Source organism: Pseudomonas sp. 10-1B (genome assembly GCF_000935045.1).
Lineage (GTDB): Bacteria > Pseudomonadota > Gammaproteobacteria > Pseudomonadales > Pseudomonadaceae > Aquipseudomonas.
The window spans coordinates 203,969-230,170 of the sequence record NZ_JYKS01000004.1 but is presented as its reverse complement, the minus strand read 5'-3'; the positions used below and the strand labels follow the sequence as shown (position 1 = coordinate 230,170).

The window sequence follows — 26,202 nt, the reverse complement described above, 5'->3', positions numbered from 1 at the left end:
TATCAATCCTATGCCAGGTTAGATTAGACAGTAATAATACCGGGCGTCCATCATTCGTCGTCCCTAAAAAAACAATGAACGGGAGTCAATGTTGAAGACCTTACACGCCTCGCCAGACCCCGCCGCACTTGCCCGCGCGGCCACCAAAGTCAAGCGCCATGTGCTGCCGTTGTTCGTCATCATGTTCATCGTCAACTACATCGACCGGGTCAATATCGGCTTCGTGCGTAGCCATCTGGAAACCGACCTGGGTATCGGCGCGGCGGCCTATGGCCTGGGCGCCGGGCTGTTCTTCATTGGCTACGCCATCTTCGAAGTGCCATCGAACATGCTGTTGCAGCGCTATGGCGCCCGTGCATGGCTGACGCGCATCATGTTCACCTGGGGCGCAGCGGCCATGGCCATGGCATTCGTGAAGGGCGAAACCAGTTTCTACGTGCTGCGCTTCATCCTCGGGGCGGCCGAAGCCGGCTTTTTCCCGGGCATCATCTACTACTTCACGCAATGGTTGCCGGCTGCCGAGCGTGGCAAGGCCATGGCCATTTTTCTCAGCGGGTCGGCTATCGCTTCGGTGATCTCCGGGCCGGTGTCGGGCGCACTGTTGCATATCGACGGGCTGAGCCTGCATGGCTGGCAGTGGATGTTCCTGATCGAAGGCTTTGCCTCTATCGCGCTCTGTGGTTTCGTCTGGTTCTGGTTGCAGTCGCACCCTCGCCAGGCCCGGTGGCTCAGCAAGGTCGAACAGGACGCACTGGTCTCGGCCATCGAACTGGAGCAGCGAGCCCGCGAGGCGAATCAGGTCTGCCGTCCCTCGATCTTCAGGTTGCTGGTGGACAAGCAGATCGCGCTGTTCTGTTTCATCTACTTCTCCATCGCCCTGACCATCTATGGCGCGACCTTCTGGTTGCCGAGCATGATCAGGAAAATGGGCAGCCTGAGCGACTTCGAGGTCGGCCTGTTCAACGCGATTCCCTGGTTGATTTCCATCATCGCGATGTATGCCTTCGCCGCCATGGCCAGCAAATGGAAGCGCCAACAGGCCTGGGTCGCGCTGATGCTGGTGATCGCCGCGGTCGGCATGTTCATGTCGACCACCGGCGGGGCGGTATTCGCCTTCGTTGCCATCTGCTTCGCCGCCATTGGCTTCAAGGCTGCGTCGGCCTTGTTCTGGCCCATTCCCCAAGGCTACCTCGATGCGCGTATCGCGGCTGCGGTCATTGCCTTGATCAACTCCATCGGCAACCTGGGCGGGTTCGTGGCGCCGACTGCCTTCGGTTTTCTGGAACAGACCACTGGCTCCATCGAGGGCGGGCTCTATGGCCTGGCCGCGACTTCGCTGCTGGCCGCGGCCGCCGTGTTCTTCGCCCGTACCACACCGCGCGGCGGTCACGGTTTGCCGACCGTGAGGCCCGCAGCCCACGACTCTTGCGAAGTGTCATCCCATCATCACGCCACGCGTTCTGGTCTACAGGGAGCTGCCTCTTGAAAGTTGTCCGCGTAACCGTCACCCCCATCGCTTTTCGCGATCCGCCGCTGCTCAATGCCAGCGGTATTCATGAACCCTATGCACTGCGCTCGATCATCGAGGTCGAGAGCGACACCGGTTACATCGGCCTGGGCGAAAGCTATGGCGATGCCCCGGCACTGGCCATCCAGCAAGCGGTGCAGCAGCAACTGATCGGGCTCGACCCGTTCAACCTCAACCAACTGCGGGCCATCGTCCAGGCCACGGTGGCTGCGCATCGGCCGGCGAGCCTGGCCGGTGCCGAACTGGCGCCTGGCTCCCATGCCAGCAAGGCGGTGAGCAACGCCTATTCGGCGTTCGAAGTGGCGTTTCTCGACCTGCAGGCGCGCTCGCTGAATGTGCCAGTGGTGGACCTGCTCGGTGGCGCGATCCGCGACCGCATTCCGTTCAGTGCGTACTTGTTCTTCAAGTACGCCAGGCACATCGATTCGCCCTATGAGCCGGACGACTGGGGCGAGGCGATCAGCGAAGCGCAAATCGTCGCCCAGGCCCGTCGCATGATCGAAACCTATGGCTTCAAGAGCATCAAGCTCAAGGCGGGCGCACTGGAGCCGGGGCACGAGGTGTCGTGCATCAAGGCATTGAAGAAGGCGTTCCCGGGCGTGCCGCTGCGCATCGACCCCAATGGTAACTGGTCGCTGGAAACTGCCATTCACATGGCTGAACTGCTGGCTGACGACCTGCAGTATTACGAAGACCCTACCCCGGGGTTGGAGGGCATGGCCGAATTGCATAAGCGCACTGGCCTGCCGCTGGCAACCAACATGGTCGTCACCGATTTCGACGAATTGCGCCGCAGCATTCGCCAGAACAGCGTGCAGATCGTCCTGGCCGACCACCATTACTGGGGGGGGCTGCGCGATACTCAGGTACTGGCGAAGATGTGCGAGACGTTCGGTTTGGGCGTGTCCATGCACTCCAACTCGCACCTGGGTATCAGCCTGATGGCCATGGCGCATGTGGCTGCCGCCGTGCCCAACCTCGACTACGCCTGCGACACGCACTACCCCTGGCAGGAGCCGGACGAAGAGGTGATCAAGGGGGGTAAATTGCCGATCGTCGACGGGTGCGTACAGATCACCCGCGCGCCGGGGCTGGGTGTAGAACTGGATCACGACCAACTGGGCAAGCTGCATGACCAATACCTCAGTTGCGGAATTCGCCAGCGTGACGACGTCAAGCAGATGCAGCGCTACCGGCCGGATTGGAAAGTCGTCAAGCCGCGCTTCTGAGCCGAAACGGGTAAGAGCAGTTTTGTTGCCCGCGAGCCCGTCACGATAGCCCCGTCACGACAGCCCCGGCGGCGATGAATGGTCGCTGCCGAGGTTTTGCCTGACTTGCTGGGCAAAGGCCTGCAGCGCTGGCAGGTAGCGCTCGGCGGCCAGTTCGATGCTCATGGCCTTGGCGATGTAGATAAGGCTGACACAGCCCAGTAGTCGTTGGCTGTCATGGTCGTACAGGGGCACCGCAATGGAGGCGATGTTGGCTTCCCGGTTCCAACCCATGTAGTTCTCGCCGTAACCACGATGGCGTGCCTTGCGCAGGATATTGTCCAGCGCCAGGCGGTCGCGGGCCAGGTGGCATTCGGGCTCGTCGCGGGTGGCCAGCAGCGCCAGGATCTGCTCACGTTCCGCCTCGCCGCAGAATGCCAGGTAGGCCAGCCCGGTTGCCGTTTGCAGCACCGGCAGGCGACGTCCGACCATCGAACGGTGGAACGACAGGCGGCTGAACCGGTGCGTCGTCTCGCGCACCACCATCTCGTCCACGTCCAGCGTGCAGATATCGGTCGGCCACACCACGCGCTGCAACAGGTCACCGAGCAACGGTGCGGCGATGGCGGAGATCCACTGTTCGTCGCGAAACCCTTCGCTCAGCTCACGCACCTTGAGGGCCAGGCGGAAGCTGTCGTCGGATTCGCTGCGGCGCACGTAGCCTTCGTCCTGCAAGGTCTCGAGCAGGCGCCGAACGGTCGTGCGATGCAGGCCGGTGATTTCGGCCAGGCGCGTCGGGCTGGCACCCCCGTCCAGACGGTTGAGGGCGTTGAGCAGGGCCAGGCCACGGCTCAGCCCGCGTACGGTCTTATACTCGGAATCTCGGTCAAAATTCAAGAAAAATCCTTATAAAACAATGATGTGCACTTGGTGCACAGCAAGGCGGTTTTTCATTGTAGGGCAATCGGCATCATTTCTATACTCGCCGCAACAACTACAAATGCCCTGACAGGGGAATACAACATGCGCCATGCCTGCCTGCTGTCCCTATCCATTGCCTGCGCCTTCCTCCTTCGAAGCGTAGTGACATTCCGCTAGACCCCGTACCAGTCAAAACGCCCCTTCATCCCTCTTGCGCCTGCCTGCGCGAGGACGGTCGCGGCTTGCCTGGAATATGCCGGGGACGCCGTGGGGCAGTGTCGAGGATTACAACAATGAACAAGCCGCATCCAGATCATTTTCAGGCCGACTACACCGCAGACGTAGTGATCATCGGTGCCGGCCCGGTAGGGCTGGCCATCGCCAACTATCTCGGCCAGGCTGGGGTGCAGGTGCTGCAGATCGAGAAGCTCGACCAGCTGATCGACTACCCGCGCGCCATCGGCATCGACGACGAGTCGCTGCGGACCGTGCAGGCCATCGGCCTGGTCGAGCAGGTACTGCCGCACACCACACCTTGGCACGCGATGCGCTTCCTGACGCCCAAGGGCCGCTGCTTCGCCGATATCCAGCCCACCACCGACGAGTTTGGCTGGTCACGCCGCAATGCCTTCATCCAGCCACAGGTCGATGCTGTGCTACACCGGGGGCTGGCGCGTTTTGCCAATGTGCGCACGCTGTTTTCTCGCGATGTGGTGGAGTTCCAGCAGGACGAGCAGGGCGTCAGCCTGCGCATGAATGGCCCGGAAGGCTGCCAGGAAAGCGTGCGTGCCCGCTACCTGGTGGCATGCGACGGCGGCAACAGCCTGATCCGCCGCACCCTGGACATTGCCTTCGAAGGCAAGACCGCCCCCAACCAGTGGATCGTCATCGACATCGCCAACGACCCGCTGGGCACCCCCAACGTCTACCTGTGCTGCGATCCGGTGCGGCCGTATGTGTCGGCGGCGCTGCCGCACGGCGTGCGCCGCTTCGAGTTCATGGTGATGCCGGGTGAGACCGAAGAACAGCTGGGCAAGCCCGAGAACATGCGCAAGCTGCTGGCCAAGGTGCTGCCGGACCCGGACCGCGTCGAGCTGATCCGCAAGCGCGTGTACACCCACAACGCCCGCCTGGCGAGCCAGTTCCGGGTCAAGCGGGTGCTGCTGGCCGGCGACGCTGCGCACATCATGCCGGTGTGGCAGGGCCAGGGCTACAACAGTGGCATGCGTGACGCCAGCAACCTCGGCTGGAAGCTGGCCCTGGTGGTCAAGGGCCTGGCAGGCGAAGCGCTGCTCGACACCTACGAGCAGGAACGCCGCGACCATGCCAAGGCGATGATCGATTTGTCGGTGCTGGCTGGCCACGTGCTGGCGCCGCCCAAGCGCTGGCAAGGTACCTTGCGTGACGGCATTTCCTGGATGCTGAACTACCTGCCTGCGGTCAAGCGCTACTTCCTGGAAATGCGCTTCAAGCCCATGCCGCAGTACACCAAAGGTGCACTGGTGACCGAGCCGGGCAGCAAGAACAAGGCCTCGCCGGTCGGGCGCATGTTCATCCAGCCCAAGGTACTCACCGAGTCGGGTGACATCCGCCTGTTGGATGACGTGATCGGCAGCAACTTCGCCTTCATCGCCTGGGGCAACGATCCGCTATGGGGCTTGAGCAGCGCCCAGGTGCAGGCCTGGCGTGCGCTGGGTGCCTGCTTCATCCAGGTGCTACCGGAAGTCCAGCTCAAGGCTGGGCGTGAAGTGCCGGACGGGGTCGTTCGCGTGGGTGACTGCACTGGTCGCCTGAAGGAGTGGTTCGGCCGCTACCCGGTATCGATCGCGCTACTGCGCCCAGATCGTTTCGTCGGCGCGGTGGCCATTCCACAGACCATCGGCCAGGCCAGCGACGTCTTGCTGCGCGCATTGGCCGCCCAGCCTCAGGCTGGCCAACAGGCGCCACTGGCGTCCAAGGTGGCTTGAGATGAGCGCTTATCTGCATTGCCTGTCGCATACCCCGTTGGTGGGTTACGTCGATCCGGAGCAAGCCGTGCTGGCCGAAGTGGATGAGGTGATCGGCGCCGCCCGTGCGCGCATCGCCGCGTTCGACCCGGACCTGGTGTTCCTGTTCGCCCCGGACCACTACAACGGCTTCTTCTATGACGTCATGCCGGCCTTCTGCATCGGCATGGGAGCCACCGCCATCGGTGATTTCCAGAGCGCCGCCGGCCCGCTCGACGTACCGCGCGACATCGCCGAGGCCTGTGCCGACGCGGTGTTGGCAGCTGGGGTGGACGCCGCCGTGTCCTACCGCATGCAGGTCGACCATGGTTTTGCCCAGCCGCTGGAGTTCCTGCTCGGTGGCCTGGCGCAAAAGCCGGTGATCCCGGTATTCATCAACAGCGTGGCGGTACCACTGCCAGGCTTCGCCCGCGCCCGCCTGCTTGGCGAGGCCATTGGGCGTTTTGCCCGCAACACCGGCAAGCGCGTGCTGTTTCTCGGCTCCGGCGGCTTGTCGCACCAGCCGCCGGTACCGGAGCTGGCCCATGTCGATGCACGCATGGCCGATCGCCTGATGGGCAGCGGCCGCGACCTGCCGGCCAACGAACGCCAGGCCCGGCAGCAGCGTGTGATCAGCGCCGCCGAAGGTTTCGTGCGCGACCAGCACACCTTGCATCCGCTCAACCCGACCTGGGACAAGCACTTCCTCGACCTGCTGGAGCAACGCCGTTTCGGCGAGCTCGACGCCATGGCCAATGCCGAGCTGTCGGCGCTGGCCGGCAAGTCGACCCACGAGGTCAAGACCTGGGTAGCGGCCTTCGCTGCGCTCTCTGCGTTCGGCGACTACCAGGCCAGCGAGCGCTACTACCGGCCGATCCCGGAGTGGATCGCCGGCTTCGGCTCGCTCAGCGCCCATTCCCTTACCTGATGAACGGAGGAACCATCATGACCAACATCTCTCTCAGTGAAGCCGCCAGCAGCCGTTTCGCCCGCATCCGTGAAGGCGAACTCGACCTGCAACTGCACTACAACGACCTCGGCGAAGGCGCCGAGACCGTGGTCATGCTGCACGGCTCAGGCCCGGGTGCCAGTGGCTGGGCCAACTTCAACCGTAACATCGAGCCGCTGCTGGCTGCCGGTTACCGCGTGGTGCTGATGGACTGCCCGGGCTGGAGCAAGAGCGACCCGATCGTCAACCGTGGCTCGCGCTCGGACCTCAACGCCACCGCGCTCAAGGGCCTGCTCGACGTACTGGGCCTGGAGCGCGTGCACATCCTCGGCAACTCCATGGGCGGCCACAGCGCCGTGGCCTTCACCCTGAGCTACCCCGAGCGCGTCGGCAAACTGGTGCTGATGGGCGGTGGCACCGGTGGCGCCAGCCCGTTCGTGCCGATGCCCACCGAAGGCATCAAGCTGATCAACGGCCTGTACCGCGAGCCGACCATCGACAACCTGAAGAAGATGATGAACGTCTTCGTCTACGACCCGAGCGACCTCACCGAGGAGCTGTTCCAGACCCGCCTGGACAACATGCTCAGCCGCCGCGATCACCTGGAGAACTTCGTCGCCAGCCTGGCCGCCAACCCCAAGCAGTTCCCCGATTTCGGCGCGCGCCTGGGCGAGATCAAGGCCAAGACCCTGGTGGTTTGGGGCCGCAACGACCGCTTCGTGCCGATGGATGTCGGCCTGCGCCTGATCGCCGGTATCGCCAATTCCGAGCTGCACGTGTTCAACAACTGCGGCCACTGGGCGCAGTGGGAACACGCCGACACGTTCAACCGCCTGGTGCTGGACTTCCTCCAGCACTGATTTGAGGTACATCCCATGACCATCGATTCGAAAACCCTCGAGCGCCTGGCCGCCGACCTGCGCCGCGCCCAACAGCAGGGTGAGGCCATCGCCCCGTTGCGTGATGCCATCGGCGCGGAAAACGCCGAGGCGGCCTATGCCATCCAGCGTCTGAACGTTGCCCACGCCCTGGCCGAAGGCCGCCGCCTGGTGGGCCGCAAGATCGGCCTGACCAACCCCAAGGTGCAGGCGCAACTGGGTGTCGATCAGCCGGACTTCGGCAGCCTGTTTGCCGACATGTGCTACGGCGACAACGAAAGCGTGCCGTATGCCAGCGTCATGCAGCCGAAGATCGAGGCCGAGATCGCCCTGGTGCTGGCTCATGATCTGCCCAGCGCACAGACCACCTTCGCCGATGTGATCGCCGCCACCGGCCATGTGCTGCCGGCACTGGAGATCGTCGGCAGCCGCGTGCAGGGCTGGAACATCCGTTTCGCCGATACCGTGGCCGACAACGCTTCCAGTGGCTGCTTCGTGCTCGGCGGCCCGGCGCGCCAGCTGCACGACCTGGACCTGCGTGGCGCGGCCATGCGCATGACCCGCAACGGTGAGCTGGTGTCCAGTGGCACTGGCGCCGAGTGCCTGGGCCACCCGCTCAATGCCGCGGTGTGGCTGGCCCGGACCATGGCGCGCCTGGGCGAGCCACTGCGGGCCGGCGACATCATCCTCACCGGTGCCCTCGGGCCGATGGTGGCGGTGGCGCCGGGCGACCATTTCGAAGCCGAAATCGACGGCCTGGGCCGTGTCGGCGTGACCTTCAGCGGCGAGTGACGGAGAACAACATGAGCCAGAAACGCAAAGTCGCCATCATCGGTTCCGGCAACATCGGCACCGACTTGATGATCAAGATCCTGCGCAATGCCAAACACCTGGAAATGGCGGCGATGGTCGGCATCGACCCGGCCTCTGACGGCCTGGCCCGGGCGGCCCGCCTGGGCGTGGCCACCACCCACGAAGGGGTGGAGGGCCTGACCCGCCTGCCGGTGTTCAAGGACATCGATTTCGTCTTCGATGCCACCAGCGCCGGTGCCCACGTGAAGAACGACGCCTTCCTGCGCCAGCACAAGGCCGACCTGCGCATCATTGACCTGACCCCGGCAGCCATCGGCCCGTACTGCGTGCCCGTGGTCAATCTGGAGCAGCACCTGCAGGCGACCAACGTCAACATGGTCACCTGCGGCGGCCAGGCCACCATCCCGATGGTCGCGGCGGTATCGCGTGTGGCCAAGGTGCACTATGCCGAGATCGTTGCTTCGATCGCTTCGAAGTCCGCCGGCCCCGGCACCCGCGCCAACATCGACGAATTCACCGAGACCACCAGCAAGGCCATCGAAGTGATCGGCGGCGCGACCAAGGGCAAGGCGATCATCATCATGAACCCAGCCGAGCCGCCGCTTATGATGCGCGACACGGTGTACGTGCTGAGCGAGGCCGCCGACCAGCGGCAGGTGGCGGCGAGCATCGAGGAAATGGCCGCTGCGGTGCAGGCCTACGTGCCGGGCTACCGCCTCAAGCAGCAGGTGCAGTTCGAAGAAGTGCGCGACCTCAAGCTGCCGGGGCAGGGGACCTTCACCGGGCTGAAGACCTCGGTGTTCCTGGAAGTCGAAGGCGCCGCCCATTACCTGCCGGCCTACGCCGGCAATCTCGACATCATGACCTCTGCCGCGCTGGCTACCGCCGAGCGTATGGCGCAAGCAATGGAGGCCTCGGCATGAACGGCAAGAAACTCTACATATCCGATGTGACCCTGCGCGATGGCATGCACGCCATCCGCCACCAGTATTCGCTGGATGACGTGCACGCCATCGCCACGGCACTGGACCGGGCCAAGGTGGACTCCATCGAGATCGCCCATGGCGATGGTTTGCAGGGCTCCAGTTTCAACTACGGCTTCGGTGCCCACACCGACCTCGAATGGATCGAAGCAGCCGCCGACGCGGTCAGCCACGCCAAGATCGCCACGCTGCTGCTGCCAGGGATCGGCACTATCCACGACCTGAAGAACGCCTACGACGCCGGTGCCCGCATCGTCCGCGTGGCCACCCATTGCACCGAGGCGGACGTCTCGCGCCAGCACATCGAGTATGCCCGTGAGCTGGGCATGGACACGGTCGGCTTCCTGATGATGAGCCACATGCAATCGCCTGAAGGGCTGGCGCAACAGGCCAAGCTGATGGAGGGCTACGGCGCCACCTGCATCTACGTGGTGGACTCTGGCGGAGCGATGAACATGGACGATATCCGTGCGCGTTTCCGGGCGGTGAAGGCCGTGCTCGACCCGGCCACCCACACCGGCATTCATGCCCACCACAATCTCAGCCTGGGCGTGGCCAACTCCATCGCCGCGGTGGAGGAGGGCTGCGACCGCATCGACGCCAGCCTTGCCGGCATGGGTGCCGGTGCCGGCAACGCGCCGCTGGAAGTGTTCATCGCAGCCGCCGACAAGCTGGGCTGGAACCACGGCACCGACCTGTATGCGCTGATGGATGCCGCCGACGACCTGGTGCGGCCGCTGCAGGACCGGCCGGTGCGGGTAGACCGGGAAACCCTGGCGTTGGGCTATGCCGGGGTCTACTCGAGCTTCCTGCGCCATGCCGAGGTGGCTGCTGCGCGCTACGGCATCAAGGCGGTGGACATCCTCGTCGAGCTGGGCAAGCGACGCATGGTCGGTGGTCAGGAAGACATGATCGTGGACGTGGCACTGGACCTGCTCAAGCGCTGACCCGCGAATGGGGCGCACAGCGCCCCCAACCCAACACAAAAACAAAATGGGTGATTCATGACTTCCGCCAACAACCCGCCTCGCGTGGCCGTCACCATCGGCCTATGTTTCCTCGTCGCCCTGCTCGAAGGCCTTGACCTGCAAGCTGCCGGCATCGCCGCCCCGGGCATGGCCAGTGCCTTTGGCCTGGGCAAGCTGCAAATGGGCTGGGTCTTCAGCGCCGGCATTCTCGGCCTGCTGCCCGGTGCCTTGGTCGGCGGCTGGCTGGCCGACCGCTTCGGTCGCAAGCGCATCCTGATCGGCTCGGTGGCGCTGTTCGGCCTGTTCTCCCTGGCCACGGCCCATGCCTGGAGCCTGCCCAGCCTGCTGCTGGCGCGCCTGTTCACCGGCGTGGGGCTGGGTGCCGCACTGCCCAACCTGATCGCCCTGTGCAGCGAAGCCGCCGGCCAGCGCCTGCGTGGTAGCGCGGTCAGCTTGATGTACTGCGGCGTGCCGTTGGGCGCGGCGATCGCCGCCGGTATCGGCATCGCCGGCTACAGCGGCGAGTGGCAAACGGTGTTCCATGTCGGTGGCGCCGGGCCGCTGCTGATCCTGCCGCTGCTGGTGGCCTACCTGCCCGAATCGGGCCAGTTCCGCGCCACTGGCCAGGCCGAGGATGCGCCGAGCCTGCGTCGCGAGCTGTTCGGCCAACGCGCCACCTGGCTGCTGTGGCTGAGCTACTTCTTCACCCTGATGGTGGTGTACATACTGATCAACTGGCTGCCGAGCCTGCTGGTAGGGCAGGGCTTCAGCAGCCATGACGCCAGCTGGGTGATGTTCGCCCTGCAGATCGGCGCGGCCATCGGCACGTTGATCCTCGGCCAGATGCTCGAGCGTCTGCCAGCCGGGGTAACCGCCGCCTTGGTGTACGTCGGCCTGCTCGCCGCCTTGGCGGGCCTGGGGCTGGCCAACTCGCTGGCGACGATGCTCGTCGCCGGTTTCTTCGCCGGCTTCTTCGCCACTGGCGGGCAGGGCGTGCTGTATGCCCTGGCGCCGCACTTCTACCCGGCCCGCGTGCGTGCCACCGGCGTTGGCGCAGCGGTGGCGATCGGGCGCCTGGGGGCCATGAGCGGCCCGCTGGTGGCCGGGCAGATGCTTGCCCTCGGTGCCGGTTCTGCCGGGGTGCTGATGGCTTCGGCTCCGGGGGTGGTGATCGCCGCCCTGGCGCTGTTCCGCCTGATCGGCCGTCGCCCGGCCTGATCCCGCCCGCCGTCAAACCTTGCTTGCTCCCCTGCTGCTCACGCGGCAGGGCACCCTACAACTACAAGAAAGTGAAGTGACCATGCACAAGGCCCCAAAAACCTGCCTGGCCCTGGCCATCGGCCTGCTCTGCGCCAACCTGTCCCACGCCGCTGGCTTCGTCGACGACAGCCATGCCGAGCTGGTGCTGCGCAACTACTACTTCGACCGTAACTACGTGGGCCAGACACCGCAGGCGGCCGCCCGCGAATGGGCCCAGGGTTTCATCCTCAATGTCACCTCCGGCTTCACCGAAGGGCCGATCGGCTTCGGCCTGGATGCCAAGGGCATGCTCGGCGTCAAGCTCGATTCCTCGCCTGACCGGGTCGGCACCGGGCTGCTGCCCTTCGACCCGGCCACCCGCGAACCCGCCGACAACTATTCCGAGCTGGGCCTGACCGGCAAGATGCGCATTTCACGCAGCGAGCTGCAAGGCGGCACCATCAGCACCTTCCTGCCGATCGCCTTCGCCAGCCCGACCCGGCTGCTGCCGCAGACGTTCCGCGGCGCTTATCTGCGTTCCAGCGATATCGAGCGCCTGAGCTTGCACGCCGGTTGGCTCGACCGCATCAACCTGCGCGACTCCACCGACTACCAGAAAATGAGCGTCGCCGCGCCCAACGGCCGTTTCAACGGCGCCGCTACTTCCGATCGTTTCACCTTTCTCGGTGGCGACTACGCCTGGTCCGATGCCTTGACCCTGCGCTACTACCACGCCGAGCTGGACCAGCTGTACCGCAAGGACTACTTCGGTTTCGTCGATGAGCGCAAGCTGGGGACGGGCCGCCTGAAGAGCGATTTCCGCCTGTTCGTCACCGGTGAGGACGGCGCTGCCAAGGCCGGCCCGGTCGACAACCGCAACACCGCGTTGATGCTCACCTATGCCTGGGCCAGCCACAGCTTGGGGGTCGGCTACATGCGGCTGGATGGCGACACCGCGATGCCGTACCTGTACGGCACCGAGCCGCTGGTGATCACCGAAGGCACGCTCAGCTCCGAATTCATCAACCCCAAGGAGCGCAGCTGGCAGGTCAAGTTCGACCAGGACTTCGCCCCGTTCGGCGTGCCGGGGCTCAAGGGCATGCTGCGCTATGTGCGCGGTGACAATATCGAGCTGGCGCGCTTCGGGGGCGGGGGGCTGAGCGAGAGCGAGAAGGATGTCGAGCTGTCGTACACCGTGCAGCAGGGCACCTTCAAAGGCGTGGCGCTGCGCCTGCGCCACGCCTGGTATCGGAACGATTTCCTGCCCGGCGCGACGCACCGGGATGATAACGAGCTGAGGGTCAACGTGGACTACACCATTCGGCTCTGGTGAGCTTTGCGTGGCAGGGCGTCCTGATTCAGGACGCCTTTGCCAACTGGCGCAGGGCGACGCCCGGGTCGCATAGCGTTGCTTCATCCACCTGCGCGCGCCTGGCGATCAGTTCCTTGGCTGGGCGCATATCCTTGCCGGCGTTGACCGTGACCGCGCCGACGACAGCACCTTCCTCCAGGCCGAACAACATGAACGGCGCCTTGCCGGGCTCGCCGCGCAGCAACCACTGCGGTGCGGTCATGTCGCCGGCGAACTGCACGTTATAGCCACATTGGTCGGTCCAGAACCACGGCACCGGGTACGGTGCAACACTTTGTTGGAGGATATCGCCCACCGCCGCCGAGGCTTGCAGGTTGGCGTTTTCCCAGCTTTCGATGCGCCGGTGTTGGCCGTTGGCGGCAATCTGCAGCACCGCGTCGCCAGCCGCATAGATGTTCGGCTGCGAGGTACGGCAGTGCTCGTCGACCACGATCGCCCCCTGCTCCATGCGTAGGCCGGCGGCCTTGGCCAGCGTATCGTCCACGCATACGCCGATACCATAGACCAGCAGGTCGCCCAGCAGTTGCGTGCCGTTTTCCAGGGTAAGCAGTACGCGGTCGCCGCTACGCTCGGCAGCGCTGACGCCGGTATTGAAGTGGAAGGTGACACCACGGGCCTCATGGGTGTCCTGCAAAAAGCGGCCGATCAGCTCTGGCGAGTTGCGCAGCATGGCGCGCCTTGCCGGGTCGACGACGTCCACCTGCACCCCCAATTCGGTCAAGCTTGAGGCAAGCTCCAGCCCGATCACCCCGGCACCGACCAGGATGGCCCGCTTGCCAGCTTGAGCCTGGGCTTTGATGCGCTGGGCATCCTCGACGGTGCGCAGCACATGCGCCCGGTCGCCCAGGGCGTCCAGCATGGGCAGGTGCCGGGGTTGCGCGCCGATGGTCAGCAGCAGCTTGTCGTAGGCCAGGGTCTCGCCATTGGCCAGCGTGACGGTGCTGGCCTGGCTGTCGATGGCAATGGCGCGGATGCCGAGCTTCAGTGCAATGCCCTGTTCGGCGAACTGCTCCGGGGTATACAGGGCAAGCCTGGCCTGGTCTGGTTGCAGCAACGCTTCCTTGGACAGCGGCGGGCGCTCATAAGGCGCATGCACTTCATCGCCAACCAGCACGAGAGGCCCGGTATGGCCCTGGCGGCGCAACGCCATCGCTGCGTTGGCGCCAGCCTGGCCGGCGCCGATGATCACGACGCGGACGGTCATAGCGCGAGCCCTCCGGCGACATTGCGGATGCCGCGGATGCCCAGCCCGGCGTCAGCGTTGATCATTACCCCGCTCAAGGTCTGGTTGTTCTGGCGCGAGGCCAGCAGGACGAATGGCCCGGTGAACTCGCTGGCATCCGGGAAAAATTGCAGCGGCAAGATCGCCTTGATCGCGTCCGGCGAGCGTGAATCCATGATGCGGGTGTCCTGCTGGCCCAGTGCGGTTGGGCCGCGCAGATCGGTGTTCATGCCACAGGGGCCGACGCCGTTGACTCGCACCTTTGGCGCCAGCTCGAAGGCCAGCTCACGGATCAGCCCGACCGCCGCATGCTTGCTGGCGGTGTACAGCGGGCCGCCACCCTCGGGGTAGAACGCTGAATTGCTCAAGGTGAAGATCATGCTGCCGCATGACTTGACCAGCTCGCTGGCGGCTGCCTTGGCACCCAGCAGGTAGCCCTTGACGTTGATCGCGAACAGCTCGTCGAAGCCCTGCGCTAGTTTGTCTGCGTCGGTGTCGAGCAGGCGCACGCCGTGGTCCCACACGCCTGCGTTGCCGACGAAGCAATCGAGCTTGCCAAAACGTGTCACGGCGGCGTCCACCGCACGTTGGTTGTCCGCGCTGCTGCACACATCGCCCTCGGTCACCACGACCTCATTAGGGAAGCTCTCCCGCAACATCGCGCATTTTTCCGCGGAGCGTTCCAGCACGGCGAGCTTCGCCCCTTCGGCCAGGAAGCGCTCGACCAACGCCAGGCCCAGGCCTGAGCCGGCGCCGGTGATCAGTACCACTTCATCTTGCAGCCAACCGCTCATGCCGCGTCCTCCAACAGCACATGGATCATGTCGTCGATGACGCTAACCGGGTAGGTGCGCAGCGGTTCGGTGGCCGGCTGGCACAGCGCCGCACCGCTCTTGAGGCAGAAGCGTGCGGCATGCAGGGGGCATTCGACGGTGGCATCGTCCTCGACGTAGCCTTCGGACATGGACGCGTTGCCGTGGCTGCAACGGTCGTCCAGGGCATAGAACTCGCCGCCGACGTTGAACACGGCGATCAGGCGGTCGGGGGCTTGTACTTTCACGGCTTCGCCATCGGCGAGCGCGTGGGTTTCACAGACGTTGATAGTGGTCATTAGGGACACCGATTTTCCAGGGTGGTTTGAGAAGCGGGCCAATGGCAGCTGGTTAGCGTTATTGGGGCTGCTGTGCAGCCCATCGCCGGCAAGCCGGCTCCCACAGGTACAGCGCAGCCCTCAACTGTGGGAGCCGGCTTGCCGGCGATGGGCCGCACAGCGGCCCAAATCGCTTAACTGACTGGCATTAGCGTGCGGGTAGAGGCCCTGCGTTTCAGAACAGCACGCTGAGGTTGTGCGAGGTGATCACGACTTGGTCGAGGGCGATGTCGCGGTAATAGATCTCGAAGCCGAAGCCGTTATCTACCCGGCGCAGGCGGTCGATGCGCATGCCGTAGTAGCTCACGTTGTCTTTTTCTTTCTGCGAACGGTGCAGCAGGTAGTTGCTGCGTACCTCGAAACCCTGGCCGTCTTCGGTCGGGCGGATGCGCAGGTTGCTGACGAAGTGTCGGGTCCGGCTGGGTGGCTCTTCGGCCCAGGCCATGCCGGTCTCCAGGCGCGCGACGCGCCGTTCCAGCTGGTGCCAGTTGTCGTTGAAGATCCAGGTGGTGGGTGGGCCGACCTTGCGCCGTCGATCACGGGTTTGTGCGTTGGCGCCGGTGCGCATGCTGTAGTTGATGTCCTGGGCAATGACGATCAGCCAGTCGCGAAAACGCCAGTCATCCAGCAGCTCGGCTTCCTGGAAAATGAAGTCGGCAATCTCGTGGTGCGTCTGGGCATCGACGATCGGTTGCGTGCTGGGCGCGAGCGGGTCGTGGATAACGGCACTGTTCATTTCAGCAACTCCTGCTCATAGGCTTCGCTGCGGCAGGTCACTTCGTCCCAGGACGCGGACAACAGCTGGTCGGCCCAGTACTGGTACAAGCCGCGCGCGGCGGTTTCGCTGAAGATGTAGTTGGTGATGCCAGGCATGTCCTCACGCAGCTTTTCATTGCCCAGGCCCATTTCCATGCATAGGGTCGTGTTGCGCGCACGTTTGCCGCGCAGGACCTTCTGGATTTCGGTCCAGTTTTCCGAGTCGTCTTGTTCGAGGAAGCCGGCCGGGCCGAACGCCCGGGTTTCACTGCGCTCGAAGGCGGCCTTGACCTCATCCGGGGCGGCAGCATCGGCGATACAGAAGTTCCAGACCTCGACCTGGTTCGGCCCGCGTGGGTGCCACACGCGGATGGTTGCGGTGCCATTGAGCCAACTCAGCGTCGGGAACATGTTGTTGTGGCCCGCCAGGCGCAGCGCACGGATCTCGCCCAGGCGTGCCTTGGCCTCTTCGAAGGTGTCGCGGAAGTAACGTGAGACTTCGCCGTCGACCCAGACGTTGGCGTCAGGCTTTTCGGTGAAGAAGAAACCGCTGCCATGGCCGCGCTGACCATACTGGACCGCATCCTTGGCGGTTTCCCATACCGGGCGGGCGGTTTGGCCGGAGCCGAGGGCCTTTTCGCTGTCGCCAGGCGCCTGCCCCAGCACCTGTACGGCAGAGGCATGTGAATAGAGCGCGTGGTATTGGTCGGAGGCGAACTGCTCGGCAGGGAGTTTCCAGTTGCAGTCGATGGTCCACTTCTGCACGCCGCCGATGATCTCGGTGCCGCCTTCGCGGCGGTCGAGCACGCCATCCAGGTACCAGGCAATATCGCCCATGTAGTCTTCGAGCTCCGGCGCATCGGCGTCCCAATTGCCGAACACCAGGCCCTTGTACTCGCGTACGCGGGTCACCGGTTGCAGGCCCCATTTTTTCTTGCATAGGCCCTGTGGATAGGCACGCGGCTCCTGCGGCACATCGATCAACTCGCCGTCAGTGCCGTAGCTCCAGCCGTGGTAGGGGCAGGTGAACGCCTTGGTGTTGCCCGAGTCGGCATAGGAAACGCGCATCGAGCGATGGCGGCATTGGTTGAGGAAGGCATTGATCGAGCGGTCTTTCTGGCGCACGACCACGATGGGGTCTTCGCCCATGTAGGTATTGAAGAAGTCACCAGGCTTGGGGATTTGGCTGACATGGCAAAGGAACAGCCAGGTACGGCCGAAGATGCGTTCGAGCTCCAGCTCGTAGAGCGCCGGGTCGGTGTATATGGCAGGGCGGATACGACCGTTGCGGGCGTCAACCAGCGTCGCGATCTGTTCTGGGGTGATAGCCACTCTTATTCTCCTCACCGCTCACTAGGAGGGTTCGTTTTTTGTCGAATGTGCTGTTGGCGCCAACAGATGCGCTAAATCTAGGGGAGCTGGCCCGAATCAAAAAATACTTTCTTTGGATCTATCGATCGGTTAAACCTATCAATGGTATCGCCGTGCAGGCGAACCTTGGCTTTGCGCTCGACCTTGGGAGGCTAAAGTGGAACTGCGGCATCTGCGCTATTTCGTCGCCGTGGCGGAAGAGCTGAACTTCACCCGCGCAGCAGGCCGGTTGTATACCTCGCAGCCCTCGTTGAGCGAGCAGATACGCAACCTGGAGCTGGAAATCGGCTTTTCGCTGCTTACCCGCACGCGGCGCAAGGTCGAGTTGACGGCCGCCGGTGTGGTGTTCCTTGACGAAGCTCGACAGATCCTCACCCATGTGGAAGCGGCCGTGGCGCGTGCCGCCAAGGCGGCCTCTCAGGCGCGCGAGTGCATCACCATCGGCTTCGTGCCCGCCGCCGAAGTGCGTATTTTCCCCAGCGTGCTGCCGGTATTTCGCGTGTCGTTTCCCGAAGTGGATATCGTCCTGCGCAGCCTGACCTCCGAAGAGCAAGAGGTGGCCTTGTCGCGTGGCGAGATCGATCTGGGCTTCATGCGCGGCCCCGTGCGCGCAGCCAACCTGCGCAGTGAAGTGGTGTTGGTTGAGCCGTTTCGGGTGTTCCTGCCACAAGGGCACAGCCTGGCCGCAGTCGATTGCGTCTTGCCCATGCACCTGGATAACTTGCCTGCCATCAACATCGACCCAGGTTATGGGCGCGCGATTCACGATGCGCTGGCGCACTACCTGGTGCGTCACGGGGTGACGGTCGGGCATGTCTATCCGTCGTCCAATCCGCTGATGAGCATCAACCTGGTGGCAGCTGGCTTGGGCTATACCTTGTTGCCAGCCTATGCGGAAAACTTCATGCCCAAGAATGTCATTGCTCGACGCCTTCCTGATGACGCACCTGAAAGCGAGCTACTGGTGGTGAGCGTTAGCGAAGTCAGCGCTATCACACCTGCGGCTCGGCATCTGCTCGAGTTGGTGCGCGGCTTGCTTGACTGAGCGGTAAGCGCGTCGGTACTCCTTGGCCGCCAAACGACTTTAAAGTTAAAGTAGGCTTTAAGGTCAAATCATATTTGGAAGGTGCTTCAATGAGAATAGGAGAGCTGGCCAAGCTCACCGGCCTGGCGCCTTCGCGCATCCGTTTCTACGAGGCGAGTGGGCTGATCCAGTCGGTCGAGCGCAAGGCCAATGGCTACCGTGATTATTCAGAGGATGCCGTGTGGATGCTGGAGATGATCACCAGCGCCCAGGCGGCAGGGTTTTCCCTGGAGGAGATCCGCAATCTGTTGCCTGTGAGTGCGAACGGTTGGCGGCATGACGAACTGCTGTTTGGCCTGAAACGCAAGGTCGAGGAAATCGAAGCACTGCAACAGCGTCTGGCGCGCAACAAGGAGCAGTTGCTGATGGTGATCGAGGGCATTGAAAGCAAGCCCGAGGGCATGCCGTGCGCTGACAACTCCCAGCGGGTGCTTGACCGGTTGCGCGAAGAGATCGCCTTGAACAAGGCGAACGCCGCAAAAGCGCATTTCTAGAACTTCAGCGGATACTCGACGATCAGGCGTACTTCGTTGATGTCTGGCAGGTCGACCTGCGCCTCGTGGTTGCCACGATAGGTGGCCACGCGGGTGCGTATGGAGAGGTCGCGGGCTGGGCCTTGCTGCACCACGTAGCGCAATTCGAGGTCCAGCTCATGCCATTTGGCGCCGTCATACAGACCATAGCTCGATAGCGCCCCACCGGCATAGCGTCGGCCCGGTCGCCAGTGCTGGTCGCTGGCCTCGCTGCCGGTGACGTAGCGGGTCATGAAGTTCAGGCCGGGGATACCGTACCCTGCGAAGTTGAGGTCGTAGCGTGCCTGACGGGATTTCATGCCGGGGGCATTGAAGTCGGAGATCTGTACCGAGTTGGCCAGGTCGATGGACAGGCCGCCGACATAGTCGAAGGGCGTGTCGCCGTCGATCTGCTGGTAGGCCAGGGTGACACGGTGGGCACCCTGCCTCCAGGCGCCAGCCAGGCTCCAGCTGGTGTTGTCCACCTGGCCGGAAAGGGCGCGGCCAGTGTCGTCGGTGCGATACAGGTGCAGGTCGAAGTTCAGGCCGCTGGCCGATGAGAACGGCACATCCTGGTTGATGTTGAGGTAGTTCTGCAGCCAGTTGTCCTCGGCGCGGGCGTGGAACAACTTGACGCTCAGCGTTTCGTTGACCTGGTAGGTGGCACCGACGAAATCCAGGCTGCGTACTTCGACGTCGGAGTAGCGGGTGCGCAGGCTGTCGTCTGCGTTGCTCGACGTGAAATCCCGATAGGCGGTGAAGTGGCCCGCTTCGAGCTGCAGGTCTGGCACAGCATCGTTACGCAAATAAAAGCCGGTGGCCATTTCCGGCAGCAGGCGGCTGTCGGCGGTGGTGAACACCGGGGTCGAGGTGCGCATCTCGCCCCATTTCAATTCGCTACCGAGCGCGCGAACCTTGAGCGCCGCGCCTGCATGGCTATAGTCATCGGCCACTTCGGCATTGCGCTGGCGGTTATGGCTGACGGGCAGCAGGAGGGTGCCGGTACGCCCTGGGCCGCTGTCGAGCTTCAGGCCGATCTGGGCATGGGCATCGAGCCCCAGGCCCAGGGGGCCCTGGGTGAACCCTGAGGTGAGGCCGAGCATCACGCCGTGGGCCCATTCCTCGCGGTACCCCTTGCGCGCGTCGGCGGGGCGGGCAGCATTGTCGCCCTGGCCATTGCTGGCGCCGTTGCGAAAGTCGCGGTTGAAATAGAAGTTGCGGTTGCGCAGCTCCAGTTGGCTGCCCTCGATCAGGCCCTGGCTATCAGCCACGGCGTCGGTGGCCAGCAGGGCGGTGCAGAGCAGTGTGGCATGGCGATGGAACATGAAGGTTCACCTGTTGTTCTTGTTCTGGGCGCAGCCAGGTACCCCGGGCAGAAGGCCCGTGGACATGGCAAGAAGGCGAAGGGCTCGTCCGTGAGCGGGTGGGGTCAGTCGAGGTCTTTGCCGGCGGTTTCCGGTGCCAGCTTCAGGCCGACCAGCGACAGCAGGATCGCTGCGATGATGTAGAACGCGGGCGCATTCATGTTGCCGGTCAGGCTGACCAGCCCGGCGGCGAACAGTTGGGCGAAACCGCCGAACAGGGCCACGCCGATGCAATACGCCAGTGACATGCCGCTGGCGCGGATACGGGTGGGGAACAGCTCCGGCAGGATCGCCAGATTGGGCACGATGGTGTAGGTCAGCGGGATGCTCAGCAAAAACACCACCGTCAGCAGTACCGGCAGGCCGGGGTGTTGGTTGAGCAGCAGGAAGGCTGGGTAGATCGCCAGCAACAGCAGCGGCAACGGCCAGAAGATCGCCTTGCGCCGGCCGATGCGGTCACTCAGGCGGCCGGCATGGGCCGACAACAGCAGCGGCGGCAGGCAAGCGACGATTGCCGCCCAGGTACCACTGGACAGCGGCATGCCCAGCACGCCAATGGCATGGTTGGCGAGATAGAACTGGATGGTGTAGATGGGCACGGTGGCGCCGATCACCAGCAACACCCCCGCCAGCATCTGCCGTGGGTGTTGCAGCAGCAAGGCCAGTTGCTTGCCTTGCGACACGGGTGCACGGCTGTCCGTGACGTGGCGATGGGCGAGCGTTTCCTCGAGGCGATGGCGGATGTATTCGCTGACCGGGATGGCCAGGATGCCCATGGCGAAGATCGCTCGCCAGCCCCAGCTGTCCATGGCTGCCGGGCTGAGCAGGTTGCTCAGCAGGGTGACCATCAGTGCTCCCAGGCAGATACCCAGGCTCTGGCTGAAGGTCTGCCAACTGCAGTAATAGCCGCGTGAGTGGTTGTCGGCGTACTCCATCAGCATGGTGGTCGAAGTGCCGATCTGCCCGCCGACCGCAAAGCCCTGCAGGAGCCTGGCGACGATCACCACTGCCGGGCCGATCAAGCCAGCCTGGGCGTAGGTGGGGGCGATGGTGAACATCAGCGAGCCGATCGCCATCAGCCACAAGGTCAGGCGCATGGCCGCCTTGCGTCCCACGCGGTCGGCATACATTCCGATCACCAGGCCGCCTAGCGGGCGCATGACAAAGCCGGTGCCGAATACGGCCAGTGACAGCATCAAGGGGATCAACGGGTGGTCACTGAACGGAAAGAACAGCCTGGCCATGAGCGTGGCCAGCAGGCTGTAGACCAGGAAATCGTAGAACTCCAGGGCATTGCCCACGCAGATCGCGGCGATCGCTCGGCGCTTGCTGGGGTGTGGGGCAGGGGTTTCGATGGCGAAGTCTGTTGTTTTTGTTGTCATCGTTGTTGCTCTCTTGCGGTGGCCGTCAGGCCAGGAAGCGCTGCGCCAGTCGCACCCAGAAGGTCGCGCCCAGAGGCAGTGCCAGGTCGTTGAAGTCGTAGCCGGGGTTGTGCACTTCGCAGCTGCCGCTGCCTTCGCCATTGCCGATCAGCAGGTAGCAGCCGGGCACCTGCTCCAGCCAGAAGGCAAAGTCGTCGCTGGCGCAAATCGGTTTCTGGCCCGTTGCCAGGCCTTCTTCGCCAAGCCAGTCACGTATGACCTGCTCGGCCAGCTGGGTAGCCTGCGGGGTGTTGACCAGCACCGGGTAGCCTTCGCCAAAGCTCACCTCGGCGCTGGCGCCGTAGCTTTGCGCATGGTGCTCGGCCAAGGCCTGTATGCGCTGGCGCAGCAGGTGGCGAACGTTGGCGTCGAGTGCACGTACGCTCAGGCGCAGCTCGGCCCGGCCGGGGATGACATTGGCGGCATCGCCGGCGAGAAAGGCGCCCACGGTGATGATCGCGGTTTCGCTGGGCGGCACGTTGCGCGAGACGATGGTCTGCAGCGCCAGCACCAGCGAGGCACCGACCACTACCGGGTCGATCGCACGGTTCGGCATGGCGCCATGGCCGCCGTTGCCGTGGATGACGATGGTCACGTTGTCGGTGGAGGCCATGCGTGGCCCGGCGAGCACGCCGAACTGGCCAAGGGGCATGCCGGGGGAGTTGTGCAGGGCGTAAACGGCGTCGCAGGGAAAACGTTCGAACACGCCTTCATCGAGCATGCGCTTGGCTCCGGAACCACCATGGCCTTCCTCGGCGGGCTGGAAGAACAAGTGCAGGGTGCCTTGCCAGTGGCGTTCGCGGGCCAGTTCGCAGGCAGCGGCCAGCAGCATCGCGGTATGCCCGTCATGGCCGCAGGCGTGCATCTTGCCCGGCACCGTGCTGGCCCACGGTTGCCCGCTCTGTTCGTCGATGGGCAAGGCATCCAGCTCTGCGCGCAGGCCGAGCGTGGGGCCCTTGCCATTGCGCAAGGTGGCAACCACGGCGGTACTGGCCATGCCCTGGTGAACGTCGTAGCCCCATTCGCGCAGGTGGCTGACCACCCGTGCGCTGGTGGCGAACTCTTCGAAGCCCAGTTCAGGCTGGCGGTGGATAGCCCGGCGCAGTTCAACCATGGCCGGGGTGATGGCAGCGATGCCGGGGGCGATGCGGGGTGTAGGCATATTGTTCTTTCCTGGTCGGTGAGGCGACACTGCACTGCCCATTGGCGGCCTTGACCTCGTGCTCTACCCTAGCGCCGGCGGTAGCGGGGCATAAGCCGCAAAAATGTTGTCATGACGACCCTTGGTGTTCAGGCAGGAGACTTTTCGTGAAGCTGCATCAGCTACAGGCCCTGATGGCCGTGGCCGACCACGGTGGCATCCGTTCGGCCGCCCGGGCCCTGGACCTGTCCCAGGCCGCCATTACCCGTGCGTTGCGCGAGCTGGAAGAAGAGCAAGGGCTACCCTTGCTGGCCCGCCATGCTGGCGGCGCGCGCCTGACCTCGGCCGGCCTGACCCTGTTGCCGCACGCGCGGCAGATCGCCAGCCAGTTGGAGAAGGCCCAGCGTGACCTGGCCAGCTTGCGCGGCGAGGCGCCGACGCGCCTGTGCGTGGGGATCACACCGTGGTTCGGGCAGACCTTGCTGGGCGCTGCGTTGCGGGCCTTTCGCCAGGAAATGCCGAGCGTCCAGCTGGAGCTCTATGAAGGTTTGCAGGCGGTCAGCCTGGCATTGTTGCGCAGTGGCCAGATGCAATTCGCCCTCGGGCCGGCGGGTGGGCTGCCGGGGCAGGAATTCAGCCATCAGGTGCTGGCGCACTACCCCATGCGGGTGCTGGCGCGCATCGACCATCCTTTGCAGGCCGCGCGTTCGCTCGGCCAGTTGCTGGAGCATGACTGGGTGATGAACTTCACCCAGGCTGGCCAGCACGCGCTGATGCACCAATTGTTCGGCCGCCACGGCTTGAGCATCGCACCGGGTCGCATCGTTTGTGCCCAGTCCAGCGCGATGCTCAGCAGCCTGATCGTCGATGGTGGACTGCTTGGCTATTCGCCCGCACCGATGCTGCTCTGCGAGCCGCTGCGCAGCAAGGCACAGGCCTTGACCCTGGACGAGCCGCTGGAGGCGGGTGATATCAGCGTGATCCACTTGCGCGACCAGGCCCTGGACCCGGCGGCACGGTGCCTGGTGCGTTGCCTGGAGCAGGCGCTGAAAGCCTGCAGCCGTTCGCGCGATGCTGATGACCGGCGCTTGGCTGATATGCTCAGGTTGAGTTTCTGAGCGGTCGGGCCGTGGCTAACGCCCCGAGGCCGAGCGCTGCGAGGGCGGCGCTCGGTCTCGAATGTGCAGTGGACGTGCCATCAAACACATGGCCGTATCATGTGCTCAGTATCTGACCTCAACCCCCACGTACGCGCCAACCCCATCCCCCGGCCAGAATGACGCAGTATCCTGCCCGCGCGCGTTGTACACCGGCGTTACCGCCGTCACGTATGCCTTGTTCGCCAGGTTCTTCAGGTCCAGCGATACCTTCCAGTTGCCATTTGGCGCCTCATATCCCAGGTTCGCCCCCCAGATGGTGTACGACGGCGCATACAGGCTGTTGGCATAGTCCACAGCCGTGCGCGAGGCTGACTGTACGTTGACGCCGGTGTACCAGCCGCTGTGGTCCTGGTACTGCAACTCACCCTGGTAGATGTGCTTGGGCACGCCCGGCAACTGGTTGTCACCGAAGGTGTCGTCATGCCGGTAGTAGAAGTCGTTGTAGGTGTACATCTGGCGCCAGCGCACCAGGTCGCCCTGAGGGTTTTCCCAAAGGCGGGTGTTGAGGCCGGCTTCGACACCCTGGTGGATGGTCGGTGAGGCGTTGAAGGCGCCGGTGACCGCTGCCGACGATGACGTGGCGGGGATGATCTGCACGTTCAGCAGTTCGTCGTGGATCCATGATCGGTACAGTGCCAGGCTGCCATCGAAGATGCCGTGCGAGCCCTTGATACCGACCTCGAAGGTGTTGCCTTTCTGCTCCACTAACGGGCGGATGTAAGGCAGGGTCGGGCCGGAGCCCGAGTATTCCCAGGAAGCAGGCGGGTCGATGCTGCGGCTGAAGTTGGTGAATACCTGCAGGTTCGGGCTGAACTCGTAGCGCAGGCCGATGCGCGGAGCAACGCTCCAGTTGTCGTAGTCGACGTGCTGCGGGAAGGTAGTGGTGTTGGGGTTCACCGCGTAGTCGATGTCCACCTTGCGCCGTACGTTGATGAACGACACGCCGCTGGTGAGCCAGAGATTGTCGACCAGGTTGAGATCGTTGCCCAAGGCGATCACCCGGTCGAACGAATCCTTGTAGTTGACCTGCTTGAGCGACACCTTGTCGTCGTTGGCCGAGTTCACCCCGCCGCGCAGGTGCTGGGTGGAAGTGAAGGCGATGTTGCTGCGGCTCTCGTGGCCGAACAAGTAGTCGACCCGGTCGTAGCCCAACAGCAGGCCGAGGTCGTGCCAATCCCAGTAACTGGGGTTGCTCGGGCTGCGCGGGCTGTTGGTGTGACGATAGTCGTGGTATGACAGGCCGAAGGTCAGCCGTGCATCGTCGTCAAAGGTATAAGTGGTCTTGCTGCCCGCCCAGATGCTGCCCGGGCGGCGAGCGCCGGCACCGCTGCTCTCGGCGGTAGCGCTGGCGCGGCGCGGGTGGTGCAGTGCAGCGTCGAGGGTGGTGGCGCTGGGGTCGTTGTGGGTTTCGTCGCGGTAGCGCAGCAGCAGGCGGGTTTCCAGCTTGGGGCTGAAGCGGTAGCCGGCATTGGCGACGATGCCCGAGCTCTTCGACAGGCTGTAGTCGCGGGAGCCCTCGTTGCGGTAATTGTCGGCCTGCAGGTAGTAGTCCAGGTCGCCCTCGACCCCGCCGTAGCTGATGCTCTGCTTCTGGTAGTGGTAGCTGCCGGCTTCAGCGCGCACACGCAGGCCAGGGGCGCTGTAGCCGCTGTGGTTGACGAAGTTGACCGCGCCACCGAGGGTCAGCGCGCCATACTGGAAGGCGTTGGCGCCGCGCAGGATCTCGGTGTAGTTCACGCCGCTGGCGTTGAGGAATTCGTAGGGGGTGCCGCCAGGGCCGGTCAGCGGCAGGCCGTCGAACAGGAACTTGATGCCTTCCCGGAAGTAGCCGGGCGAGGTATTGGCGCCGGAGCCGCGGATCGAGATCTTCGCTGCGTCGTTACCGCCGGTGGACTGCACGAATACCCCGGGCTGGTAGCCGAGGGTGTCCTGCAGTGTGGCAGTGCGGCCCTTGGCGACCTCCTCGCTGTCGACCACGCTGGTGCCACCGGGCACCTCGGCCAGGGCGCTGGCTGCTCGTTGCACTTCGGATTGTTTGGCGGCCTGCACGGTCACCGTGCCGAGGGTCGGGTCAGCGGCTAGTACCGTGACCGGGGCCAGCAGTGCCGTGGCCGCGGTGGCCAAGGCAGCGTGGCGGATGGCCAGGCGCAATGGATGGGGGTGAATCGCACGCATCG

At 64.2% G+C, this 26,202-nt stretch carries 23 protein-coding genes; 13 read left to right on the top strand and 10 right to left on the bottom strand.

The features are described from left to right. The first annotated feature begins 88 nt into the window (after positions 1-88). A complete protein-coding gene (locus TZ03_RS02925) occupies positions 89-1,486 on the top strand; it encodes an MFS transporter (RefSeq protein WP_414860298.1) in 1,398 nt (465 codons plus the stop codon). Next, the gene (locus tag TZ03_RS02920) at positions 1,483-2,757 is read left to right on the top strand and encodes a glucarate dehydratase family protein (RefSeq protein ID WP_051095657.1); all 1,275 of its coding nucleotides are present in this window, start codon (positions 1,483-1,485) and stop codon (positions 2,755-2,757) included. The genes TZ03_RS02925 and TZ03_RS02920 overlap by 4 nt, the downstream gene beginning before the upstream one ends. Before the next feature lie 54 nt (positions 2,758-2,811). On the opposite strand, the gene TZ03_RS02915 is transcribed toward TZ03_RS02920, so the two are convergent. Continuing rightward, the gene (locus TZ03_RS02915; RefSeq protein WP_051095656.1) at positions 2,812-3,633 is read right to left on the bottom strand and encodes a DNA-binding transcriptional regulator; all 822 of its coding nucleotides are present in this window, start codon (positions 3,631-3,633) and stop codon (positions 2,812-2,814) included. A 317-nt stretch (positions 3,634-3,950) separates the two neighbouring features. On the opposite strand from TZ03_RS02915, the gene TZ03_RS02910 reads away from it, so the two are divergent. The 8 genes from TZ03_RS02910 (at position 3,951) to TZ03_RS02875 (ending at position 12,805) form a co-directional block, all read left to right on the top strand. Then, the gene (locus TZ03_RS02910; protein ID WP_051095655.1) at positions 3,951-5,624 is read left to right on the top strand and encodes a bifunctional 3-(3-hydroxy-phenyl)propionate/3-hydroxycinnamic acid hydroxylase; all 1,674 of its coding nucleotides are present in this window, start codon (positions 3,951-3,953) and stop codon (positions 5,622-5,624) included. A 1-nt stretch (position 5,625) separates the two neighbouring features. After that, a complete protein-coding gene (gene mhpB, locus TZ03_RS02905) occupies positions 5,626-6,570 on the top strand; it encodes a 3-carboxyethylcatechol 2,3-dioxygenase (RefSeq protein WP_051095654.1) in 945 nt (314 codons plus the stop codon). A gap of 17 nt (positions 6,571-6,587) precedes the next feature. Beyond that, positions 6,588-7,451 carry an alpha/beta fold hydrolase gene (locus TZ03_RS02900; protein ID WP_177328425.1) on the top strand — a complete coding sequence of 288 codons (864 nt, stop codon included), beginning with the start codon at positions 6,588-6,590 and terminating at the stop codon, positions 7,449-7,451. Between the two features lie 15 nt (positions 7,452-7,466). Next, positions 7,467-8,261, top strand: coding sequence for a 2-keto-4-pentenoate hydratase (gene mhpD, locus TZ03_RS02895; RefSeq protein ID WP_051095653.1), 795 nt, complete (start codon positions 7,467-7,469; stop codon positions 8,259-8,261). A gap of 11 nt (positions 8,262-8,272) precedes the next feature. After that, positions 8,273-9,205 (top strand): acetaldehyde dehydrogenase (acetylating), encoded by a 933-nt coding sequence (locus TZ03_RS02890; protein WP_051095652.1) that lies wholly within the window; start codon positions 8,273-8,275, stop codon positions 9,203-9,205. After that, positions 9,202-10,212, top strand: coding sequence for a 4-hydroxy-2-oxovalerate aldolase (mhpE, locus tag TZ03_RS02885; RefSeq protein ID WP_051095651.1), 1,011 nt, complete (start codon positions 9,202-9,204; stop codon positions 10,210-10,212). Before TZ03_RS02890 ends, mhpE begins: the two co-directional genes overlap by 4 nt. Positions 10,213-10,269: 57 nt before the next feature. Next, the gene (mhpT, locus tag TZ03_RS02880; protein ID WP_051095650.1) at positions 10,270-11,451 is read left to right on the top strand and encodes a 3-(3-hydroxy-phenyl)propionate transporter MhpT; all 1,182 of its coding nucleotides are present in this window, start codon (positions 10,270-10,272) and stop codon (positions 11,449-11,451) included. An 82-nt stretch (positions 11,452-11,533) separates the two neighbouring features. Beyond that, positions 11,534-12,805, top strand: coding sequence for an OprD family porin (locus TZ03_RS02875; RefSeq protein ID WP_051095790.1), 1,272 nt, complete (start codon positions 11,534-11,536; stop codon positions 12,803-12,805). A gap of 25 nt (positions 12,806-12,830) precedes the next feature. On the opposite strand, the gene hcaD is transcribed toward TZ03_RS02875, so the two are convergent. From hcaD to hcaE, 5 genes are all read right to left on the bottom strand, one after another. Then, on the bottom strand, positions 12,831-14,048 hold the full coding sequence (gene hcaD / locus TZ03_RS02870; protein WP_051095649.1) for a 3-phenylpropionate/cinnamic acid dioxygenase ferredoxin--NAD(+) reductase subunit: 1,218 nt from the start codon (positions 14,046-14,048) through the stop codon (positions 12,831-12,833). Continuing rightward, entirely contained in the window at positions 14,045-14,860 is an 816-nt protein-coding gene (gene hcaB / locus TZ03_RS02865) for a 3-phenylpropionate-dihydrodiol/cinnamic acid-dihydrodiol dehydrogenase (protein ID WP_051095648.1), read from the bottom strand. The genes hcaD and hcaB overlap by 4 nt, the downstream gene beginning before the upstream one ends. Continuing rightward, entirely contained in the window at positions 14,857-15,177 is a 321-nt protein-coding gene (gene hcaC, locus TZ03_RS02860) for a 3-phenylpropionate/cinnamic acid dioxygenase ferredoxin subunit (protein WP_051095647.1), read from the bottom strand. Before hcaC ends, hcaB begins: the two co-directional genes overlap by 4 nt. 214 nt (positions 15,178-15,391) lie before the next feature. Continuing rightward, positions 15,392-15,952 carry a 3-phenylpropionate/cinnamic acid dioxygenase subunit beta gene (gene hcaF / locus TZ03_RS02855; RefSeq protein WP_051095646.1) on the bottom strand — a complete coding sequence of 187 codons (561 nt, stop codon included), beginning with the start codon at positions 15,950-15,952 and terminating at the stop codon, positions 15,392-15,394. Continuing rightward, positions 15,949-17,304: a 3-phenylpropionate/cinnamic acid dioxygenase subunit alpha gene (gene hcaE, locus TZ03_RS02850; protein ID WP_051095645.1), complete on the bottom strand. Its 1,356-nt coding sequence runs from the start codon at positions 17,302-17,304 to the stop codon at positions 15,949-15,951. The genes hcaF and hcaE overlap by 4 nt, the downstream gene beginning before the upstream one ends. Positions 17,305-17,500: 196 nt before the next feature. Between hcaE and TZ03_RS02845 the strand changes: the two genes are divergently transcribed. Beyond that, positions 17,501-18,388: a LysR substrate-binding domain-containing protein gene (locus TZ03_RS02845; protein WP_051095644.1), complete on the top strand. Its 888-nt coding sequence runs from the start codon at positions 17,501-17,503 to the stop codon at positions 18,386-18,388. 89 nt (positions 18,389-18,477) lie between these two features. Further along, complete coding sequence (locus TZ03_RS02840) at positions 18,478-18,921, top strand: MerR family transcriptional regulator (RefSeq protein ID WP_051095643.1); 444 nt, start codon at positions 18,478-18,480, stop codon at positions 18,919-18,921. Here TZ03_RS02840 and TZ03_RS02835 read toward each other — a convergent pair. From TZ03_RS02835 to TZ03_RS02825, 3 genes are all read right to left on the bottom strand, one after another. After that, on the bottom strand, positions 18,918-20,264 hold the full coding sequence (locus tag TZ03_RS02835; RefSeq protein WP_051095642.1) for an OprD family porin: 1,347 nt from the start codon (positions 20,262-20,264) through the stop codon (positions 18,918-18,920). The genes TZ03_RS02840 and TZ03_RS02835 overlap by 4 nt on opposite strands. Positions 20,265-20,368: 104 nt before the next feature. Next, positions 20,369-21,685, bottom strand: coding sequence for an MFS transporter (locus tag TZ03_RS02830; protein ID WP_051095641.1), 1,317 nt, complete (start codon positions 21,683-21,685; stop codon positions 20,369-20,371). A 25-nt stretch (positions 21,686-21,710) separates the two neighbouring features. Beyond that, a complete protein-coding gene (locus tag TZ03_RS02825) occupies positions 21,711-22,886 on the bottom strand; it encodes a M20 aminoacylase family protein (RefSeq protein ID WP_051095640.1) in 1,176 nt (391 codons plus the stop codon). Between the two features lie 146 nt (positions 22,887-23,032). Here TZ03_RS02825 and TZ03_RS02820 point away from each other — a divergent pair, with 146 nt between their 5' ends. Next, positions 23,033-23,983, top strand: coding sequence for a LysR family transcriptional regulator (locus TZ03_RS02820; protein WP_051095639.1), 951 nt, complete (start codon positions 23,033-23,035; stop codon positions 23,981-23,983). Positions 23,984-24,088: 105 nt separating this feature from the next. On the opposite strand, the gene TZ03_RS02815 is transcribed toward TZ03_RS02820, so the two are convergent. Continuing rightward, on the bottom strand, positions 24,089-26,200 hold the full coding sequence (locus tag TZ03_RS02815) for a TonB-dependent receptor family protein (protein WP_051095638.1): 2,112 nt from the start codon (positions 26,198-26,200) through the stop codon (positions 24,089-24,091). Between the last annotated feature and the right edge of the window lie 2 nt (positions 26,201-26,202).

What these genes read in the sequence shown, in the direction of transcription:
- TZ03_RS02925 (WP_414860298.1), top strand. Translation starts at nt 89, where the DNA reads ATGTTGAAGACCTTACACGCCTCGCCAGACCCCGCCGCACTTGCCCGC.
- TZ03_RS02910 (WP_051095655.1), top strand. Translation starts at nt 3,951, where the DNA reads ATGAACAAGCCGCATCCAGATCATTTTCAGGCCGACTACACCGCAGAC.
- mhpB (WP_051095654.1), top strand. Translation starts at nt 5,626, where the DNA reads ATGAGCGCTTATCTGCATTGCCTGTCGCATACCCCGTTGGTGGGTTAC.
- TZ03_RS02900 (WP_177328425.1), top strand. Translation starts at nt 6,588, where the DNA reads ATGACCAACATCTCTCTCAGTGAAGCCGCCAGCAGCCGTTTCGCCCGC.
- mhpD (WP_051095653.1), top strand. Translation starts at nt 7,467, where the DNA reads ATGACCATCGATTCGAAAACCCTCGAGCGCCTGGCCGCCGACCTGCGC.
- TZ03_RS02890 (WP_051095652.1), top strand. Translation starts at nt 8,273, where the DNA reads ATGAGCCAGAAACGCAAAGTCGCCATCATCGGTTCCGGCAACATCGGC.
- mhpE (WP_051095651.1), top strand. Translation starts at nt 9,202, where the DNA reads ATGAACGGCAAGAAACTCTACATATCCGATGTGACCCTGCGCGATGGC.
- mhpT (WP_051095650.1), top strand. Translation starts at nt 10,270, where the DNA reads ATGACTTCCGCCAACAACCCGCCTCGCGTGGCCGTCACCATCGGCCTA.
- TZ03_RS02875 (WP_051095790.1), top strand. Translation starts at nt 11,534, where the DNA reads ATGCACAAGGCCCCAAAAACCTGCCTGGCCCTGGCCATCGGCCTGCTC.
- hcaD (WP_051095649.1), bottom strand. Translation starts at nt 14,048, where the DNA reads ATGACCGTCCGCGTCGTGATCATCGGCGCCGGCCAGGCTGGCGCCAAC.
- hcaB (WP_051095648.1), bottom strand. Translation starts at nt 14,860, where the DNA reads ATGAGCGGTTGGCTGCAAGATGAAGTGGTACTGATCACCGGCGCCGGC.
- hcaC (WP_051095647.1), bottom strand. Translation starts at nt 15,177, where the DNA reads ATGACCACTATCAACGTCTGTGAAACCCACGCGCTCGCCGATGGCGAA.
- hcaF (WP_051095646.1), bottom strand. Translation starts at nt 15,952, where the DNA reads ATGAACAGTGCCGTTATCCACGACCCGCTCGCGCCCAGCACGCAACCG.
- TZ03_RS02840 (WP_051095643.1), top strand. Translation starts at nt 18,478, where the DNA reads ATGAGAATAGGAGAGCTGGCCAAGCTCACCGGCCTGGCGCCTTCGCGC.
- TZ03_RS02835 (WP_051095642.1), bottom strand. Translation starts at nt 20,264, where the DNA reads ATGTTCCATCGCCATGCCACACTGCTCTGCACCGCCCTGCTGGCCACC.
- TZ03_RS02830 (WP_051095641.1), bottom strand. Translation starts at nt 21,685, where the DNA reads ATGACAACAAAAACAACAGACTTCGCCATCGAAACCCCTGCCCCACAC.
- TZ03_RS02825 (WP_051095640.1), bottom strand. Translation starts at nt 22,886, where the DNA reads ATGCCTACACCCCGCATCGCCCCCGGCATCGCTGCCATCACCCCGGCC.
- TZ03_RS02815 (WP_051095638.1), bottom strand. Translation starts at nt 26,200, where the DNA reads ATGCGTGCGATTCACCCCCATCCATTGCGCCTGGCCATCCGCCACGCT.